Origin of the sequence: Bradyrhizobium sp. SZCCHNPS1003 (assembly GCF_032381555.1) — a bacterium.
Classification (GTDB): Bacteria; Pseudomonadota; Alphaproteobacteria; order Rhizobiales; family Xanthobacteraceae; genus Bradyrhizobium.
Genome location: NZ_JAUHIU010000005.1, coordinates 252,595 through 269,552, shown reverse-complemented (window position 1 = coordinate 269,552; position 16,958 = coordinate 252,595). Strand labels below are relative to the sequence as shown.

At 65.2% G+C, this 16,958-nt stretch carries 19 protein-coding genes; 5 read left to right on the top strand and 14 right to left on the bottom strand.

Translation table 11 applies throughout. The features are described 5' to 3' along the window. Positions 1-204: 204 nt before the first annotated feature. Positions 205-444, bottom strand: a complete 240-nt coding sequence (locus QX126_RS33555) for a hypothetical protein (RefSeq protein ID WP_409997750.1) — start codon at positions 442-444, stop codon at positions 205-207. 470 nt (positions 445-914) lie between these two features. On the opposite strand from QX126_RS33555, the gene QX126_RS10970 reads away from it, so the two are divergent. Together QX126_RS10970 and QX126_RS10965 are read left to right on the top strand one after the other, a co-directional pair. Further along, positions 915-1,097 carry a hypothetical protein gene (locus QX126_RS10970; RefSeq protein ID WP_315771202.1) on the top strand — a complete coding sequence of 61 codons (183 nt, stop codon included), beginning with the start codon at positions 915-917 and terminating at the stop codon, positions 1,095-1,097. Positions 1,098-1,260: 163 nt separating this feature from the next. After that, the gene (locus tag QX126_RS10965) at positions 1,261-1,455 is read left to right on the top strand and encodes a hypothetical protein (protein WP_315737652.1); all 195 of its coding nucleotides are present in this window, start codon (positions 1,261-1,263) and stop codon (positions 1,453-1,455) included. Positions 1,456-1,518: 63 nt separating this feature from the next. Here QX126_RS10965 and QX126_RS10960 read toward each other — a convergent pair whose 3' ends face one another. The 4 genes from QX126_RS10960 to QX126_RS10945 form a co-directional block, all read right to left on the bottom strand. Beyond that, complete coding sequence (locus tag QX126_RS10960) at positions 1,519-1,965, bottom strand: host attachment protein (protein WP_315737651.1); 447 nt, start codon at positions 1,963-1,965, stop codon at positions 1,519-1,521. 67 nt (positions 1,966-2,032) lie between these two features. Further along, positions 2,033-2,446 carry a DUF3775 domain-containing protein gene (locus QX126_RS10955; RefSeq protein WP_315737650.1) on the bottom strand — a complete coding sequence of 138 codons (414 nt, stop codon included), beginning with the start codon at positions 2,444-2,446 and terminating at the stop codon, positions 2,033-2,035. Positions 2,447-2,650: 204 nt separating this feature from the next. Further along, the gene (locus QX126_RS10950; RefSeq protein ID WP_315737649.1) at positions 2,651-3,115 is read right to left on the bottom strand and encodes a hypothetical protein; all 465 of its coding nucleotides are present in this window, start codon (positions 3,113-3,115) and stop codon (positions 2,651-2,653) included. Between the two features lie 114 nt (positions 3,116-3,229). Continuing rightward, entirely contained in the window at positions 3,230-3,934 is a 705-nt protein-coding gene (locus tag QX126_RS10945) for a hypothetical protein (protein WP_315776592.1), read from the bottom strand. Between the two features lie 222 nt (positions 3,935-4,156). On the opposite strand from QX126_RS10945, the gene QX126_RS10940 reads away from it, so the two are divergent. Beyond that, positions 4,157-4,540, top strand: coding sequence for a VOC family protein (locus QX126_RS10940; protein WP_315737647.1), 384 nt, complete (start codon positions 4,157-4,159; stop codon positions 4,538-4,540). A 16-nt stretch (positions 4,541-4,556) separates the two neighbouring features. On the opposite strand, the gene QX126_RS10935 is transcribed toward QX126_RS10940, so the two are convergent. From QX126_RS10935 to QX126_RS10900, 8 genes are all read right to left on the bottom strand, one after another. Next, the gene (locus QX126_RS10935) at positions 4,557-5,018 is read right to left on the bottom strand and encodes a hypothetical protein (RefSeq protein ID WP_409997751.1); all 462 of its coding nucleotides are present in this window, start codon (positions 5,016-5,018) and stop codon (positions 4,557-4,559) included. 145 nt (positions 5,019-5,163) lie between these two features. Continuing rightward, complete coding sequence (locus QX126_RS10930) at positions 5,164-7,845, bottom strand: PAS domain-containing protein (protein WP_315780876.1); 2,682 nt, start codon at positions 7,843-7,845, stop codon at positions 5,164-5,166. Between the two features lie 113 nt (positions 7,846-7,958). Then, complete coding sequence (locus tag QX126_RS10925; RefSeq protein ID WP_315776594.1) at positions 7,959-8,762, bottom strand: NUDIX hydrolase; 804 nt, start codon at positions 8,760-8,762, stop codon at positions 7,959-7,961. Between the two features lie 2 nt (positions 8,763-8,764). Then, entirely contained in the window at positions 8,765-9,718 is a 954-nt protein-coding gene (locus QX126_RS10920) for a dihydrodipicolinate synthase family protein (protein WP_315780874.1), read from the bottom strand. A 75-nt stretch (positions 9,719-9,793) separates the two neighbouring features. Next, positions 9,794-10,672: an SDR family oxidoreductase gene (locus tag QX126_RS10915; protein WP_315780872.1), complete on the bottom strand. Its 879-nt coding sequence runs from the start codon at positions 10,670-10,672 to the stop codon at positions 9,794-9,796. Positions 10,673-10,811: 139 nt separating this feature from the next. Next, complete coding sequence (locus QX126_RS10910; RefSeq protein ID WP_315780870.1) at positions 10,812-11,672, bottom strand: MaoC family dehydratase; 861 nt, start codon at positions 11,670-11,672, stop codon at positions 10,812-10,814. Between the two features lie 331 nt (positions 11,673-12,003). After that, a complete protein-coding gene (locus tag QX126_RS10905) occupies positions 12,004-12,393 on the bottom strand; it encodes a Zn-ribbon domain-containing OB-fold protein (RefSeq protein ID WP_315780868.1) in 390 nt (129 codons plus the stop codon). Then, positions 12,393-13,541 carry a thiolase domain-containing protein gene (locus tag QX126_RS10900; protein ID WP_315737640.1) on the bottom strand — a complete coding sequence of 383 codons (1,149 nt, stop codon included), beginning with the start codon at positions 13,539-13,541 and terminating at the stop codon, positions 12,393-12,395. Before QX126_RS10900 ends, QX126_RS10905 begins: the two co-directional genes overlap by 1 nt. A gap of 996 nt (positions 13,542-14,537) precedes the next feature. On the opposite strand from QX126_RS10900, the gene QX126_RS10895 reads away from it, so the two are divergent. Together QX126_RS10895 and QX126_RS10890 are read left to right on the top strand one after the other, a co-directional pair. Then, positions 14,538-15,590 carry an alpha/beta hydrolase gene (locus QX126_RS10895; protein WP_315780866.1) on the top strand — a complete coding sequence of 351 codons (1,053 nt, stop codon included), beginning with the start codon at positions 14,538-14,540 and terminating at the stop codon, positions 15,588-15,590. A 112-nt stretch (positions 15,591-15,702) separates the two neighbouring features. Next, positions 15,703-16,680: a sensor histidine kinase gene (locus QX126_RS10890; protein WP_315780981.1), complete on the top strand. Its 978-nt coding sequence runs from the start codon at positions 15,703-15,705 to the stop codon at positions 16,678-16,680. 61 nt (positions 16,681-16,741) lie between these two features. On the opposite strand, the gene QX126_RS10885 is transcribed toward QX126_RS10890, so the two are convergent. Next, positions 16,742-16,936 (bottom strand): hypothetical protein, encoded by a 195-nt coding sequence (locus tag QX126_RS10885; protein WP_315780865.1) that lies wholly within the window; start codon positions 16,934-16,936, stop codon positions 16,742-16,744. Between the last annotated feature and the right edge of the window lie 22 nt (positions 16,937-16,958).

Below are 16,958 nucleotides of genomic sequence, written 5' to 3'. Positions count from 1 at the left end.
CGCCGTGTCACCGGCCCGTCCGTGCTTCGCGGTGCGCCTCTACCAGCGGCTTATCCGGAGCCTTGTCGTGCCTTGAATCAGGAGCCAGACGAAGCTGCCGCCGCTAACGACAGGGCGCGACGTCCAAGGTGAACAATCGCTGATCCCTCGCGGCAGCCGGCAGCCCGATGCACCCTCCCGCGGCGATGATCAGCCATCGCATATTCACCTACTGACACAGGCCCTCGCCTGTCTGCTCCATTTGAACGCGGTTCCGCATGGCGGCCTTGGCCGAGCGCCCGCAGGGCATTCGTTCCACACCGGCGCTCCCACCTCCCAGCCATTCACGACGCAGCCGCCATTGGGCGCGACGTGGCACCCTGGGCCGCAGGACTCGTTGGCGACCGACCGGCCGCCTCCTGCCGCAAGGCCAGTCAGCAGCACAACCCAAAACATCAGCCTCATCGCTTCTCCATTGGCTCCGAGGCGACGAGCCCCTGCGACCGCGCCCCAGCGGAAACCATGAACGTATCAAACCGTTCCCCCGTTGATTGCAGCCTGCTCGCGCTGAGATCTCGTCGGAGATGGTCGCCGCCAGCCTGTGACGAAACACCGCGCCGCCACCACACTCTAGCCCTACTACGCGCACGACCGCGCCATATCCGTGCACGGAAATGGGAAACCATCGTAGCGAGAAGGTTTTCACCATGTTGGGCGATGATTGCGCAGCCTGGGCGAGCGATAAGCGGAAAAATCACCTCTCCACGCCAATTTGATCGTGGTGAGCCAGCAAGGCGTTGGGGCGCGCGCGCTTAGAAACGTGACGAGCCGAACAACATCAGGAGCCGGCGGCACGAACTGCCGGCCAGCCTTGGATCGTCCGGATGCGCGCCGGACGAGCCCGTGGCGAATGCAGGGAGCGATAGATCGACATGATGGCACGAAAGCTTTCAGTCCGCGAAGTCATTGCCAGATCCTATCCCAGCTGGGACTATGCCATGGCCGACCGGTTGATCGCATGGCTCGATCATTGTGGGTACGAGATCGTGGAGAAGAAGCCGGAGCGCACCGCGGCTCCCGTGACCGACGACGCGCAGCCACACGTGATCAGCGTTTGATGAATTCTGCCCCGTTTCGCCGAGGCGCGGTGAATGATCAGCGCTCCTCAAGCGGCAGCGCTCGGGCGCCGCAGGAACCGCGCATCGCGTTCTGGGGTTCAAGATGACAAGACCAGACGCTCGACGTCTCATCGAGCACCATGAGATCAGGGAAGGATCACCAATGTCTCGCAAGCTCACGCCACGCCAGGTCATCGCACGCTCCTACCCGACCTGGGATTACGCCATGGCCGATCGCCTGATCGCCTGGCTGGATGATTGCGGCTACGAGATCGTCGAAAAAGGAGCCGCGCACCTTGACACAAGTCTGGTGCCTGCTGCGCCGGAATCGACACCGTCGCATGAAAGCACACATTGATCCCGTCGCGGTCGAAACCGCGAACGGGGCCTCCGGGCGCTCATTGGTATGAGAAAGCCGGCCTCAGGCGAGCAGCTGCTTCTCGATTTCGTAGACCGGAAGCTTGACCAGATCCTTGTGGACCTCGCCATGCAGCACCTTTCGTACCGCGTCGGAATAGTCGGCGCGGATGATCCCGAGCGCGCGCGGCGACGCCACCATCGTGACGGCTTTGGTTTCGCCCGACAGGACAGCCTGATGCAGGCGATCAGCAAGCTGCTTGAGAAAGGCGCGCTCAGCCTGATCATGCCAATCCGTCTGATCCACCGAACTCCGAGCATTGCCAAATGACTGCTGCACCGAGCCGGGCGCATCAGTGCCCTGAGCGCTCGTGCGGTCGTTCTCCTGCTCACGGACCTCTTTGGTGTGCAGGTTCGGAAACATGCTGTCACCGACGTTCTCGAGGATCAGTGCCTTGCGGCCGTCGCACACGACGATCCAATCACCGGTTCCGACCTTCAGCTTGTCCATGAGATTACTCCATCATCCGAATTGCAACGAAGAACGTGCTGGGAATCCATCGGGAGACGCCGCCCAGCTATATGCCTTCTTCGAAGTCTTCCAAGGAAAGGCCGAACTCCGAGAGAGCCTCCTCCAGATAGTCGCCAAGCATCGGAGTTTCGATCAGGTACGTCGCGGTGCGATTGTTGTGCGCCTGAGCGGCCTGCGCACGAAGCTCATCCCAATTGTCCAGCGAGCCGTCACCCCGGCCCAGCCACATCAGCGTGACCAGATCGATCTGTTCGTCGACATTGAGGCCCCTGATGAAGCTGACGAGCTCCGACCTGTCCGTGTTCAAACCTCGCCCACCGGTACCGGGCGCCGCGTCGTCATCCGCCAAATCTGCCAGCAATTCGGGTTCGGCCGCTTCCATTTCATGCTTGTGGATCTTGGTCACGACGAAGGCGACCTTCTCCGGCGAGATCGAGAGGGTGGGCGTGGTAGTCGTCATTCAGCGTCTCCTGGGTCCCCGGGCAAACGCTCCCAGGTCCCATGCAAGGGACGCTAGGCGTTCCGGAAGGAGCGCACTTTGCGCAAGATCAAGGCAGCGCGGCGGCGTGAAAAACGGCGCAGCAGCCCACGTCAGTTCGACCGCCCCCGGCGCGCGATTGCACCGGGACTGCTTGGATCGACCAGGGACTGCGGGCAATCGATACTACCAGGTCCAAGCGAAAGGGCCGACATGCGGCTGCTGCGCGACCAGGATCATCGGTCTGCCCAGATGAGCTCTTGCGACCTTTCGCTTCTTCGCCTTGCTCGTGTCGGCAATCCGCGTCGCACGAGGCTTCTCGGCGGCCTTCACGGCCGCAACCTGCGGGTTGGCTTCGACGGCGCTCATCTGCGCGAAGGCGTCGCGGAGACCGTTCTTGGCCACTTCTCCCGCAGGTTCTGCCGGAGGCTGCTCCGCCTTCGCGAGCTTCACCGGAGTTGGCGTGGCGATCGAGGTGTCCATCACGATCCGCTCCGGCCACTTTCGCGTCGACTGAATGCGCACCGGGGGAAGATCCGACGCAGACGACAGGCTTGCAGGCAATGGCACGCTGGGAAGCACGGCATCCGCCAGGACGAGCAGCGCCAGCAGAGTTCCACCGACGAAAAGAAAGTAACGGAGAATGGGCATAATTTACCGCTCCGTCGGCACCTGCGCCGACATCCACCTAACGGAGGATCATGACAGTATGTTCCCGCGTCGAACGCTCGGGTTCAAAGACCGTGGGAGACTAGCGCGACATAATTAGATTTTGGTCGCTGCAACCAGCGCGCATTTGGCCGCGCTGACGTTAACGTTGACGAATCCGACGTGGACCGCCGCGAAGGTCTTGCGGCTGCGCGACCCGACTTGGCCGGGCACGATCCGTCGGCGGTCGGTGACGTGACTGCCGTCGCGCCGGCTGAAGGCGCAGCTGATTTCGACGTCCTTGACTGCGAAACTGTTGGCATTCCGTAGCGTGAAGGTCACCAGCGCCTTCGATCCAAGCCCGCCGCGCCGCCAGGACTGGGAACTGATCCGCAGGCCGGACAGAGCGGCCGGGTCGAGCGCAGCGGATGACACAGGCAGCATCGTCGGCGACAGACTGGCATGCGCGTCCATGACGTTCCGGCCGGAGCCGACGACCGGGGACGAATCGGGGTGCGCATTGGACCCCAGACTGGGCACCACGGACGAGAGCCCATGCGATGGCTCCGTCCCGTCTTCATCTCCTTCATACCGGCCGCTCGGGGAGGCCGATGTGACTTGCGCAAGGCGGAGGTCGGCCATCTCCTCCTCTTCGACCGACATGATCAGCCACCCGACTGCGCCGAACATGATCAGCGCGAGGATCGCCAACCCCGACACGGCGGCTCCCAAAGGGATGGACGCTCCGCCGCTTCGGCGCATGGCCAGCGACGCCGCGGCATCGGGCTTGCGTCCCAGCAAACGAGAGAGACCCGCGCTCATGTCTGCACCATCGGCTGCCCGGCGGGGGCATCTGGAAGCTTCAATCGGCAAACATCGATAGGGTTGCATGCAAAGCCGACAATTGGAGGGCAGGCCCGGATACCGGTCGGGCAGCCGGGCTGGCGCGGCCGGCGACGGGCCGGTAAACATCCGCTCCGCTGCCGACGCCTCAAGGAACGCCGCCGCGCCGCAAGCGGTTCACTCTTTCGAAAGATCTCGACGATGTTGAATGTCACGTGGGACCATATCCATCTGCGCAGCCCTGACCCGGAAGCCACCGCCAACTGGCTTCACGACATTCTCGGCGGCGAGATCGTCCGCAATCCCGGCCGCATCGACGTCAAGCTCGGCGGCGCCAGCGTGTTCATCGCCAAGGTCGAGCCGGGCGACGGAGTGAACGAGCCGCCGGTGCCCCCGCACCAGGGCCTCGATCATTTCGGCCTCACCGTGAAGGACATTGACGCCGCGGCCGCCGAGCTCAAGGCCAAGGGCGTCACCTTCACGACCGAGCCGACCACGATCCGCCCCGGTGTTCGCATCTGCTTCATCCGCGGGCCCCAGGGCATTTCCATCGAGCTCCTGGAGCGCGACAAGAAATACGTCTGAGCGCCGCCCCGCTCGGCTACGTCATGCTGCCCGGCATGAAGCAGCGGATCGAGAGGCCCTGATAGCCGCGCATCGGCCACACCATGGTGCGCCCGACGCGGTTGGGCTCGGTGATGACCGCCTCGTCGGGAACGTCGAGCCATTCCCCCTCGATGCGGACGCGGTAGTGACCGCCCCTGCTCTCCCAGTCGACATCGCTGACGGCGCTGCCGTCGGCATCCGAGCAGCACGGGCCCTTGCCGCTACGCAGGCCGTCGAACCATGCCTTGATCTCCGGCGACGAGTTCGCATACTGGCCGCGATCGCGCGCCAGTGACGGTGGCGCGCAGAGTGCGATCAGCAGCGCCGCACCGCCGACCTGGATGGGCGGCTTCCATGGAGCGACCGCCGGTCGCCTCGAACCCGTGTTGCTGATGTCGGCACGATCAGCTCGATGCGGCTCATGGCCGCGGGACACGATCCATTTGCTCATTTCCATCTGGTCCATCTGGCTCCTGCACCACCCCAGGGTGCACGGATAATGATGCATCAACTGGGCCAGATTTCGATTCGATCTCGGCTTCGTGAGAGTCAATCCGGAGTTTCACGCAGCGGCGCGGCATCCCCGCGCATTGCGGATCTCCCTACTCGGCCGCCTGCTCGAGAGGCGCGACCCGCGGCAGAATGATCTGGACGCGCGTGCCGGCGCCCGGCTCGGAGTCGAGATCAAGCCGGCCGCCGAGCCGGTTGGTCACGATGCTGTAGACGATGTGCAGGCCGAGGCCGGTGCCGCCCTGGTCGCGGCGCGTCGTGAAAAAAGGATCGAAGGCGCGGCGGCGAACGTCGAGCGACATGCCGCAGCCATTGTCGGAAAAGATGATCTCGACATTGTCGCGCCCGGACTCCCGCGCCCTGATTTCGATCACACCGCTCCTGCCGTCCGGAAACGCGTGCGCGACCGCATTGAGGAAGAGATTGGTCAGAACCTGCCCATAAGGCCCGGGGTAGCTGTTCATCACCAGATCGGGCTGGCAATCCACATTCACCGTCAGGTTCTGTCTGCGCACGCCCGGGCGCAGACTCATCACCACCTGCTCGGTGAGATCGGCGAGATCGAAGGTGCGCTTGTCGGAGTAGTTGCGGTCCGCTGCGACCTGCTTGAACGACTGGATCAGCTCGGCCGCGCGATTGAGATTTGCGACGAGCTGCCCAGCAGCACTGCGGCTCATCTCGATGAACTCGTTGAGGCTCGACCGCCGCAGTTCGCCCCGCGTGACCGCCTCGCTGAAGCGCTCGGTCTTGCGCTCGAGCGCGGAAGCGACCGTGAGGCTGATGCCGACGGGGTTGTTGACCTCATGGGCAACGCCGGCGACCATGCGCCCGAGCGCCGCGAGCTTCTCGGCTTCGATCAGCGAGGCCTGGGTCTCGCGCAGGTTCCGGAGCGCCGTCTCGGCGGCCTCCTTGGCCTTGCGCATCTCCAATTCGCTCTTCTTGCGCTCTCCAATGTCGAGCGCCACGGTGACGATCTTGTCGACCTCGCCGTCAGCATCGAGAAGCGGCAGCTTGTTGACCAGCCATTGCCGCATGACGTTGCATGAATCGAGGTATTCCTCCTCGTAGAACCCGAGGCCGGCCTTCGTCGCCAGCACGCGCTTGTCGTTCGAGTCCGTCTTGTTCGCACCGTAGCGCGACATCAGCTCGCCGGTGGTGCGGCCGAGCGCATCCTCGGGCTCGACGTTGAAGATGCCGGCCATGTAGCGGTTCATCAGGACATAGCGTAGCTCGCTATCCTTGACGTTGATCACCGCCGGCACGGTGTCGATGACCTGCTGCAGCAATCGCCGGCCTTCCGCGATCGCGTCCTCGGCGCGCTTCTGATCCGTGATGTCGCGGACCACGCCTTCGTAGCGAATTACCTCGCCGTTCTCATCCCGCACCACCGTGGCGCTGTCCGAAAGCCAGCGGATCTCACCGGTGCGCCGGCGCACCTGGTATTCGAACTCGCGCACCATGCCGTCGCGCCGCATCAGCCGCTGATAGCGTTCGCGCGCCAGGGGATGGACATAGATCGTATCCGCGATGTCGTTGACGCTCTGGATCAGCTCGCTCGCGGATTCGTAGCCCATGATGCGCGCGAGCGCCGGATTGGCATTGAGCACGAGACCACTCGGTGTGGTGACATAGATGCCGTCGATCGAAGCTTCGAACAGCTTGCGATAGCTCTCCTCGGCCAGCCGCTGCTCGGCCAGCGCGCGGACTGCCGCCTCGCGCGCCGCGTCGGCATCCTGCAAAGTCTGCCGAAAGACTTCTGCCGCCCGCGCGATGTCGCCGATCTCGTTCTGAACGTCGGTCTGCGGGATCGACGCCGCTTTTTCGCCCGCCGCCAGCGCCCGGATCGAGCGTGCGATCGAGGCCAGCGGCTTCACCGTGCGGCGCACCACGAACGAGGCAGCAAAGATGCCGATCAGAACGCCCGCCGTGCCGAAGATGATGCTCTGCCATTTCGTCTCCGCCAGCGTGCGGGCGAAGTCGCGCGACAGCACCTTGCCCTGGCTGGCACTCAAGGCGCGCAGCAGCTCCGTGACCCGGCCGATCAGCCGCCCCTCGATGCCCAGCACCTCCTTGTCGAGGCGTGCGATCTCGTCCTCGGTGCCGGCAATGGCGATGATCGCCTCGGCGTAGCGGTCCGCTGCCGCGCGCAGGGCGCTGTCCTCGATCGGCATTGCGCGCATGCTGCGGGCGGCCTGCTCGGCGCCAGCCGGGTCGCGCGCCAGCAACGCCGCGCCGACCTGGTTCTGCACTTGGAACAAGGCCCGCGCCGTGCCGCGATCAGTCAGGCCGGCGATGGCGTCCTCGAAGCTCTCGCGCGCCGCCGGCAAACCCGACAGCAGCTCGGCACGCCGGGCGATCAGCGCGCTGATCCGGTCGATGCCCTCGCGGTAATTGGCGAGCCGCTGGGACACACCATCGATGGTCGCCTGCTGCTCCGGTGCCAGCTGCAGGCGCGTCTTCTTCAGGAGCGCGCTGAGCTCGGTCGCCGCCTCCATGGCACGGTCGGAGCGCGAGCCGGGATCGGTGACGAAATCGCGCGCCGCGAGCCGCAGCTCGTTCATGCGCTGGTCGATCTCCTCGGCGAGATCGCCGACGCCCTGCAGCCGCTGCAACTCGGCAAAGGTCGAATCGATGTGGCGAATGGCGATCACGCTCGCCATGCTGGTCGCGGTGATCACGGCAAGCAGCAGCAAAAAGCTGCCAAAGATCATCCGCCCGATCGTCATCGATCGGAGGCTGCTGCAGGCCGTGTCGAGGTCCGGTAATCTACTCATGGGATCCGATGGTCGGAACCGCACTATATACGAGCCGCCGGGCGGCCAAATGAACATATAGAGAACAATTCTCGTCCGCGCATCATCCGCCGGACGAAAAATAGCCTGTGCGGTTAACCGGCCGCACCGAACTCGAACACCTCCCCATCATAGCCCGCCTCGCGCGGAATGCGCAGCTGGCGACCGCCCTCGGCGGTCTTGGTCATGACCGGCATCACGGTGACGACGTCCATGTTCCGCGCCGCCGCCAGGGCATCGGCCACCGCGGGCTGCTTGCCGAGCCGGATCAGGTTGCGCGTGGTCGGGAACGGCAGCTTGAAGCGGCCATCCTCGCCGCCGGCCAGCGCCTCGCGCGGCGACACCCAGACGGAGTCGGTCGATTCCCGGCCGTCATGGGCGCCGAGCTGGTCCGGCGGCGCCGCCGCCAGAAAGAACCAGGTGTCGAAGCGCTTGGGCATGCCTTCGGGCGTGATCCAATGGGCGTAGGGAACGAGCGCATCGAGCGCGAGCACGAGGCCGTGAGCTTCGAGGACCTGGAAAAAGCTGATCTTGCCCTCGCACAGCGCCAGACGATGCGCAGCCTCGATCTCTCGGGCGGCAGCGGCATCGATCAGCGCGTCCGATCGGCGCAGCCGCGCCAGCAGGATGCCGCTCTCCTCGAACGTTTCGCGCACCCCGGCGATGCGGAAGCCGAGCGCCTCGGCCTCCAGGCCGTCGTCGCCGGCATAGAGCTCCGGCCTGCCGGCGATCTCCTGATCGCCTCTGTCGACGCTGCCGCCAGGAAACACCAGGGCGCCCGAGTTGAACTCGATCTGATGGTGACGCACCATCATGAACACCTCGATTTCGCGTGCGGCTGCGCTGTCGCGCAGCAGCAGCACGGTCGAGGCGGGACGGACGGCGGCGGCGTCAGCCATAGTCACTCCGCGGCGGTGGCACGAGGTTGCAGGTTGGCGCGGGCATCATAGCGCGCCACGCGCGACAAGAGATAGTCGACCTCGGCCTTGGCCGCGGCGCTGATGCCGGACGCCGGCTTGCGCTGGGCGCTGGAGGCAATGGCGCCGCGCTTCTGCAGCACGTATTTGCGCACGGCAAGCCCCGCCCCCGGCTGCTGCTCGTAGCGCACGAGCGGCAGATGCGCGTCGAACAGGTCGTGCGCGGCGTCGCGTTTTCCGGCCTGCGACAGCTTGACGACATCGACCAGCATTTCCGGGAAGGCATAGCCGGTCATGGCGCCGTCGGCGCCGCGCTCCATCTCGAAGTCCAGGAACAGACCGCCATTGCCGCACAGGATCGACAGCGGCCGCAGCGAGCCGTCCTTCTGGAACGCGCGCAGCGTCGAGATCTTCTCCAGGCCCGGCCAGTCCTCATGCTTGAGCATCACGCAGGAGGGGCTTTCCATGACGATCTTGCGGATCACAGCCGGCGTGAACTGGACGCTCAGCGTCAGCGGGTAATCCTGCAGCACCCACGGAATGTCCTCGCCGATGGCCTCCTGGGCCTGCTTGAAATAGCCGGTGATCTGATCATCGGTGCGCAGGCTCGGCGGCGGCGCGATCATCACGCCGGCAGCGCCCGCGTCCATCGAGGCGCGCGCCAGCGCGCGCATGGTGGCAAAACCCGGCGCGGAGACACCGACGATGATCTGCAGGTTCTTGGCTCGCTTGGCAAAGCGCACTGCAACCTGCTCGGATTCAGCCGCATCCAGCTTCGGCGCCTCGCCCATGATGCCCAGCACCGTGATGCCGTCACAGCCGGCCTCGGCATAGAAATCGACCAGACGGTCGATCGAGGCCTCGTCGATGCGACCGTCATCATGGAACGGCGTCGGCGCGATCGCGAAGGTGCCTTTGGCGGCGGCGGTGAGCTTCATCTCGTCTGGTCTCCAATCTCTCTGGCGTCATTCCGGACGCGCCAAGCGCAGGCCCGAAATGACGTCCTGAATACATCAAAACCGCCGTGCGGACTTGGCTATATCGGCCTCCGAAAAGAATATCTCCTCTGCGTGCGCGGCGATGTCCTGGGCGTTCCAAGCCGAGGACGGTGGCTTCCAACCCTCCATCTCCATCATCCGCATCTCACGGACGCCGCGCGCGGCGGACACGCCGAGCACCTTGCCGGTCTGGTCGCCGGACAGACTGCTGACCATGTAGAGCACGGCCGGCGCAATGCCCTCGGGTGTCAACGCCGCGTCCGGGTTCTCCTTGTAGCGCGGCAGGTCCGCGGTCATGCGTGTCAGCGCGCCCGGCGCGAGCGTCCACACCCGGATGTTGTACTTGCGGCCCTCGATCGCCAGCACGTTGGACAGGCCCCAGATACCGCCCTTGGCGGCGCCGTAATTGGACTGGCCGAAATTGCCGATCAGGCCCGAGGTCGAGGAGGTGTTGACGATGACGCCGCCGCCGTTGTCGCGCATCCAGCGGAACACCGGCAAGCTGCAGCAGAAGGTGCCCTTGAGGTGCACCTGGATCACCTTGTCCCAGTCGGCCTCGCTCGACTTGGCGAAGGTCTGGTCGCGCAGGATGCCGGCATTGTTGATGAGGATGTCGGCGCGGCCGAAATGGCGGATGGCGTCGTCGAACACCGACTGCCCACCGGCCATGGTCGAGATGTCGGCGCCGTTGGCGACCGCGCGCCCGCCCTCAGCCTCGATCGCCGCGACCACCTGCTCGGCCATCGACAGGTCGGAGCCGGAGCCGTCACGCGGGCCGCCGCGATCGTTCACGACGACCGCCGCGCCCTCGCGCGCGAACAGTCTTGCGTAGGCCTCGCCGAGACCGCCACCTGCGCCGGTGATCAGCGCCACCTTGCCGTCGAGCAGTCCCATATGTGCCTCCTCCGCTGTCTTCTTTGCTTTCGTTCGTCATGGCCGGGCTTGACCCAGCCATCCATCTTCGGAAGCGGATGGATGCCCGGGTCAAGCCCGGCATGACGACAACGAACTGGTGTGCCTCACATGGCAAGTATCAACCCAGCACCGTCTTGCCGTTCTTGATCACGGTGACGTTGCGCGCCTTGACCCGCGCCTCGAACGAGATCACGTCGCCGTCCTTCCAGAGATCGACCGTCACGGTCTCGCCGGGAAACACCGGCGAGGAGAACCGCGCGGCGTGCTGGCGGAACGCTGACGCATCGTAGTCGGCATAGGTCTGCAGCACGGCGCGGCAGGTGAGACCGTAGGTGCACATGCCGTGCAGGATCGGGCGCGGGAAACCGGCGCGGCGCGCGAATTCGGGGTCCGAATGCAGCGGATTGCGGTCGCCGCACAGGCGGTAGATCAGCGCCTGGTCCGGCCGCGTGGAAATGTCGACGCTGCGATCGGGCGCGCGCGACGGCACCGGATGCGGCTCGGGGATGCCCCCGGACGGGCCGCCGAAGCCGCCGTCGCCCCGGGCGAAACGGGAGGCGACCAGGGTCGCCAACGGCGCGCCGCTCTCGTCGCGCAGGATCGTCTGATGGCGAATGACGGCGCCCTTGTCCTTGCCCTTGTCGGACACCGCGAGCACGGAGGAGTCTGCCGTGATCTTCGCGGCCGTCGCCAGCGGCTGGTGAAAGGTGATGTCGCGCTCGCCGTCGACAACCAGCACCCGGTTGAGCTTCATGTCGCCAGGGCCCGAACCCCACGCGGCGACGGAGGCAAAGGTCGGCACAACCTTCAGCGGCCGCGGCTCGGCGGTGGCCTCGTTGACGAAGGCGAGCCCCCTCTCGTCCATCGGATCGGCGCCCATGCCGATGCCATAGGCGTACAGCATCACCTCGCGATCGCCGTAGGCATATGGCTGCCCGATCGCCTTCATCGCCATCAGCTCATCGTAGTTGATCGGCATGTTGTTGGTGTCCTCCCCGAAACGCGTTCCTTGTAGGGTGGGCAAAGCGAAGCGTGCCCACCGCCTCTTCGTCTGGCAACGGTGGGCACGGCGCTCCGCGCCTTTGCCCACCCTACGCGCTTGTCGTTGCGCGGCGCCCATTGCTGCGCCCTCTCCCCCAAGCGAAGCGGAGCTTCGCAAGGGCGGGAGAGGGCTCCACCGACGTCAGCCTCACACTCACTCGGTCGTCATTGCGAGGAACGCAGCGACGAAGCAATCCAGAGTCTTGGAAATAGCCCTGGATTGCTTCGCTCCGCTCGCAATGACGTCCACCGGCATTGTTGCTCCTCAACTACACCGGCGTGAAGAACGGCAGCGGGGCGCCGTCGGTGGGCTTGAACACCACCTTCACCTTCTGACCAATCTTCAACGCGTCGAAATCGCAGTCGACGAAATTGGTCTGCAGCGATGGGCCTTCCTTCAACGTGACGTAGCCGATCGCGTAAGGGCCGGTCGGCGACTTGCGCATGATCGAGAACGTGTAGATCTCGCCTTCGCCTGCGCTCTGCTCCCACACCGTCTGGTCCGAGAAGCAGAACGGGCAGATCGAGCGCGGAAAATAATGCGCCTCGCCGCAGGCGGTGCAGCGCTTGATCATGAACTTGCCCTCGGCGGCGGCATCCCAGAACGCCTTGGTCTCGGGATTGGTGACGGGGGCCGGCAGCTTCTTCTGATCAGACATCACACGCGCTCCAGAATGCAGGTCGAGGCGGCGTGGCGCACGCCGAGCAGGCCGCCGGTGCCATGGGCGATGGCGAGATCGCAGTTTGGCACCTGCACCTTGGGATGGGCTTCGCCGCGCAGCTGGCGCACGGCCTCGATCACCTTGGTCATGCCGCCGCGGTTGACGGGATGGTTGCTGCAGAGGCCGCCGCCATCGGTGTTGAACGGCAGCTTGCCGACGCCGGAGATGAGATTGCCGTCGGCGACGAACTTGCCGCCCTCGCCCTTCTTGCAGAAGCCGAGATCCTCGAGCTGCATCAGCACGGTGATGGTGAAGCTGTCATAGATCGAGGCGTACTTGATGTCCTTTGGCGTTACGCCCGCTTCCTCGAAGGCGCGCGGGCCGGACCACACGCCGGCGGAATAAGTGAGATCGAGGTCCTTGCCGCCACGCGGCCCCTTCATCGCCTCGCCATGGCCGATCAGGCGCACCAGCGGCTTCTTCAGGCTCCTGGCAATCTCCGGCGTGGTCACGATCAGCGCGCCGCCCCCGTCGGTGACCACGCAGCAATCCATGCGATGCAAGGGATCGGAGATCATCGGCGAGTTGATGACGTCCTCGACGGTGACGACCTCCTTCAGCATCGCGTGCGGATTGTACTGCGCGTGATGCGAGGCCGCGACCTTGATCCAGGCGAGCTGCTCACTCGTGGTGCCGTAGTCGTGCATGTGGCGCATGGCGCACATGCCATAGGCGTTGTGCGTGGTGGCGCCATAGGCCATCTCGAAATCGGCCTCTGCGCCGGCGGCGCGCGGCGGCATCGGGCCGGTGCGCGGCTTGCCGGCCAAGGTGATCAGCGCGATGGAGCATTTGCCGGCGGCGATGGCCTCGGCGGCGTGGCCGACATGAATCAGATAGGAGCAGCCGCCGGTCTCGGTGGAATCGATGTGCCGCACCTTCAGGCCGAGATAGTCGACCATCGGCCAGGCGCCGCCGGGCGCATCGCCGGCGCAGAAATAGCCGTCGACATCCCGCACGCTGAGCCCGGCATCCTCGAGCGCACCCTTGGCGACCTCGGCATGCAGCTGCGCCGTGGATTTGTCCGGTGCATGCCGGGTCGGATGCTCGTAGATCCCGGCAATGTAGGCCTTGCCCTTGATGGTCAATTCCGTCTCCGCTGCTCGTCGTTTCGTCCCGAATGGTTGGAGATTTTCTGGACCGTTGCATGAGGGTTGGCAAGCGTGGAAAATATTCCGCGAGGTGGAGATGAGCCGTGGTCTTGCCCTTCACTCCGCTGTCGTCCCGGGCTTGACCCGGGACCCATACCCACCGGCCAATGTTGTTAAGCGCGATGGTCGACCAGCGTGCGCGACAACTTCTCCCTGTGGATATGGGTCCCGGGTCAAGCCCGGGACGACAGCGGTGATGACGCGCGATCGTGCCCATATCGAACTACGCACGACATCGCATTCCCGCGGCAGACACTGCCCGGGTGATGCTGGTCTCGTTCACCCTCATCACGTCGGAGGGCGCAGGGAAGGCCAGGCGTCGGCTGACGCCTGCGGCCCGCCTGCGAAAAAAATGCAGGCGGCAGGTACCACAGGTGCAGCCGAGAACGCCCGGCCTTCCCTGCGCGACGGTCTTAACGCTTATACGCAGTCTGCCTGGTGCGCCGGGCTTGTTGGCCACCATTCGCGACAATGCTTGCGCATTGCGCGGGACACCAGCATCGGGGTGTCAGCACGCTGCGACTTCACGTCCGCGCCATGCCGTTCGTCGGCGCGTCCGAAGACACGCTGCGGCACAAGCGCGGCCATCGCTCCCCGCCTCGCGTGTCGTGACGATCGCGCGCAACGCCCCTCCGAGTGAGGCGGGATGCGCGCATCAAAACACGATTTCTGAATTTCGTAAAGCAGATTCTGCCCGACGGGCCGTTTGCGCAAGGCACATCTGGGGGGGTCCTGCCTCGAGCCGGCGGGTGCAGAAGCCGGACCGATTGCGCTGGTCGAGCTCGGCCGGACCGCTCGGAGGTCGACCTACACCCCGACCATGCGCGCCAGGGCGGCACAACGGAACGAACCGCGTGACCGGCCGTTGCCCCTGCGCTGCATCATTTCTCGGATCCTCCGGGTGTCGTGCACGCCTTTCCATGAGGGCAGATGATGACCGCAGCCCGGACCACAGCGCGCGCGCTCGCGGCGTCGACGCCCAGCCGCCTGACCAACTCGACACCCTCCCTCCGGCCGCTGGCGCGTCGCAGCCGGTCGCTGGCGAAGACTCATCCATTTCTTCTGGCGGCAGCGGCGGCCACGGCCGTTCTGGCCGTCACAGCACTGATCAATCGCCGCCTCGCCAAGTCTGCCGAGCGGGCCAATCCTCCTGCCGGCCAGTTCATGGACGTCGACGGCGTCCGGCTGCACTATGTCGAGCGCGGCACCGGCGTGCCGCTGGTGCTGCTGCACGGCAACGGCAGCATGATCCAGGACTTCGCCTCCAGCGGCCTGATCGATCTGGCGGCGCAGAACTACCGTGTCATTGCGTTTGACCGGCCGGGCTTCGGCCACAGCGACCGGCCGCGCAACGTCGTGTGGACGCCGATGGCGCAGGCCGGGCTGATCAAGAGCGCGCTCGATCGCCTGGGCGTATCGGAGGCCTTCGTCCTGGGTCATTCCTGGGGCGCATCCGTTGCCGTCGCGCTCGCCCTCGAACATCCGGCCATGGTCAAGGGCATGGTGCTCGCCTCCGGCTATTACTATCCGACCTTCCGGTCCGACGTGGTGGCCGGATCGGCTCCGGCCATTCCCTTGCTGGGCGATATCCTGCGCTACACCATCTCCCCTCTGATCAGCCGGATGATGTGGCCGCTGCTGATGGCCAAGCTGTTCGGCCCACGATCGGTTCCGGCGAAGTTTGCCGGCTTCCCCAAGGAAATGGCGGTTCGCCCGTCGCAGATCCGCGCCTCCGCCGCGGAGGCCGCGCTGATGATTCCCGATGCTTTCCGCTTCAGGAGAGCGTACGGTGAGCTGAAGATGCCGGTCGTGATCGTTGCCGGCGATCAGGATCGCCTGATCGACATCGACGCGCAGTCCAGACGGCTTCATCACGACGTCCGCCAGAGCACCTTCCGCCGCGTGCGCGGCGCTGGGCACATGGTGCATCAGACGGCGACCGACGCCGTCATGTCCTCGATCGACGAAGTCGCCGCGGCTGCCTGAACGGCGGAACGCAGACATGGCTGCCGATGCGGGACACGCGAGGTCAAACCGGGCGGAGCAGCGATGAGGGGATACGATGCCTGCCGATACGATGCCTGCCGAGGAAGCCCGCATGCCGATCTGGCAGGAAAAGCATCTGCGCGCCGCAACCAAGGCGGCCGGCGTCGCCTTGTGGTCATGGAACGTCGACACCGACGCCATCACGATGGACGAGCGCGCCTATGAGCTGTGGGAGGTTTCCAAGACCCACACCAGGATCACATTCGAGGTGCTGTCCCGGAACATTCACCCGGCCGACCTGGAACGGGTGAGATCGGCGTTTTCAGCGACGCGGGCGATCGTCGGCCCGTATGAGATCGATTTTCGCATTCTCGCTGACGGCGAGATCCGCTGGATTTCCGCCCGCGGCCAAGGCGACGACGCCGACATCGCCGATCGGCTGATGTTCGGCATCTTTCTCGACGTGACCCAGCGCAAGCAGGCCGAAGAAGCCAACGAGCTGCTGGCGGGCGAGATGAGCCATCGGGTCAAGAACCTGCTGACGATCGCGACCGCGCTGACGCAGATGACGTCGCGCACGGCGGCGACAAAGGAGGACATGGCCCACGAGCTGGCCAGCCGGCTGATCGCGCTCGGACGTGCCCAGGACCTGATACGTCCACGGCCGGGCGGGACGAACCAAGCAGCCCTGCTCGGCGATCTCGTCTCGGTGCTGCTTGCCCCCTATGACGAGAAAGGCGCCAGCGTCCGCATCCGTGTGTCGGTGCCCAAGATGAATGTCGGAGAACGCTCGAGCACGACATTGGCGCTGGTGATCCACGAGCTCGCGACCAACTCGGCGAAATACGGCTCGCTGTCGGTTTCGAGCGGCACGCTGGACGTGTCATGCAGCGCGCATGACGACGAGGTCGCGATCACGTGGACCGAGCGCGGCGGGCCGCCGAAGTCGGCCGACACCAGCGAAGGCTTCGGCAGCAAGCTGATCCATCGCAGCGTGAACGCCCAGCTCGGCGGCACCATCGCCTTCGACTGGTCCGACGAAGGCCTGGTCGTAACGCTGCGCATGAGCCGGGAGCGGATGACGAATTGAGTGTTCGCCCTCGGGACAGACGTCGTAGGGTGGGCAGAGCGCAGCGTGCCCACCTGACTTGCTAAGGGCGATCCTGTGCAGACAAAATAGCCGCCAGCATCGCAGCAAGTGTTTCTCTGCTTGTGCCCACCCTGGTCTCGAGCTCGAACAGCTCGATTCCATTGCACACTTCGTTCAAGCAGTTTCCCAATGCGATCAGCTCATTGGGCGCTGCAGTGAGCGCAAATCGACCATCTGCCATACGCTCAATCGTCATCACGGCCGCTCCCTGCGGAGGG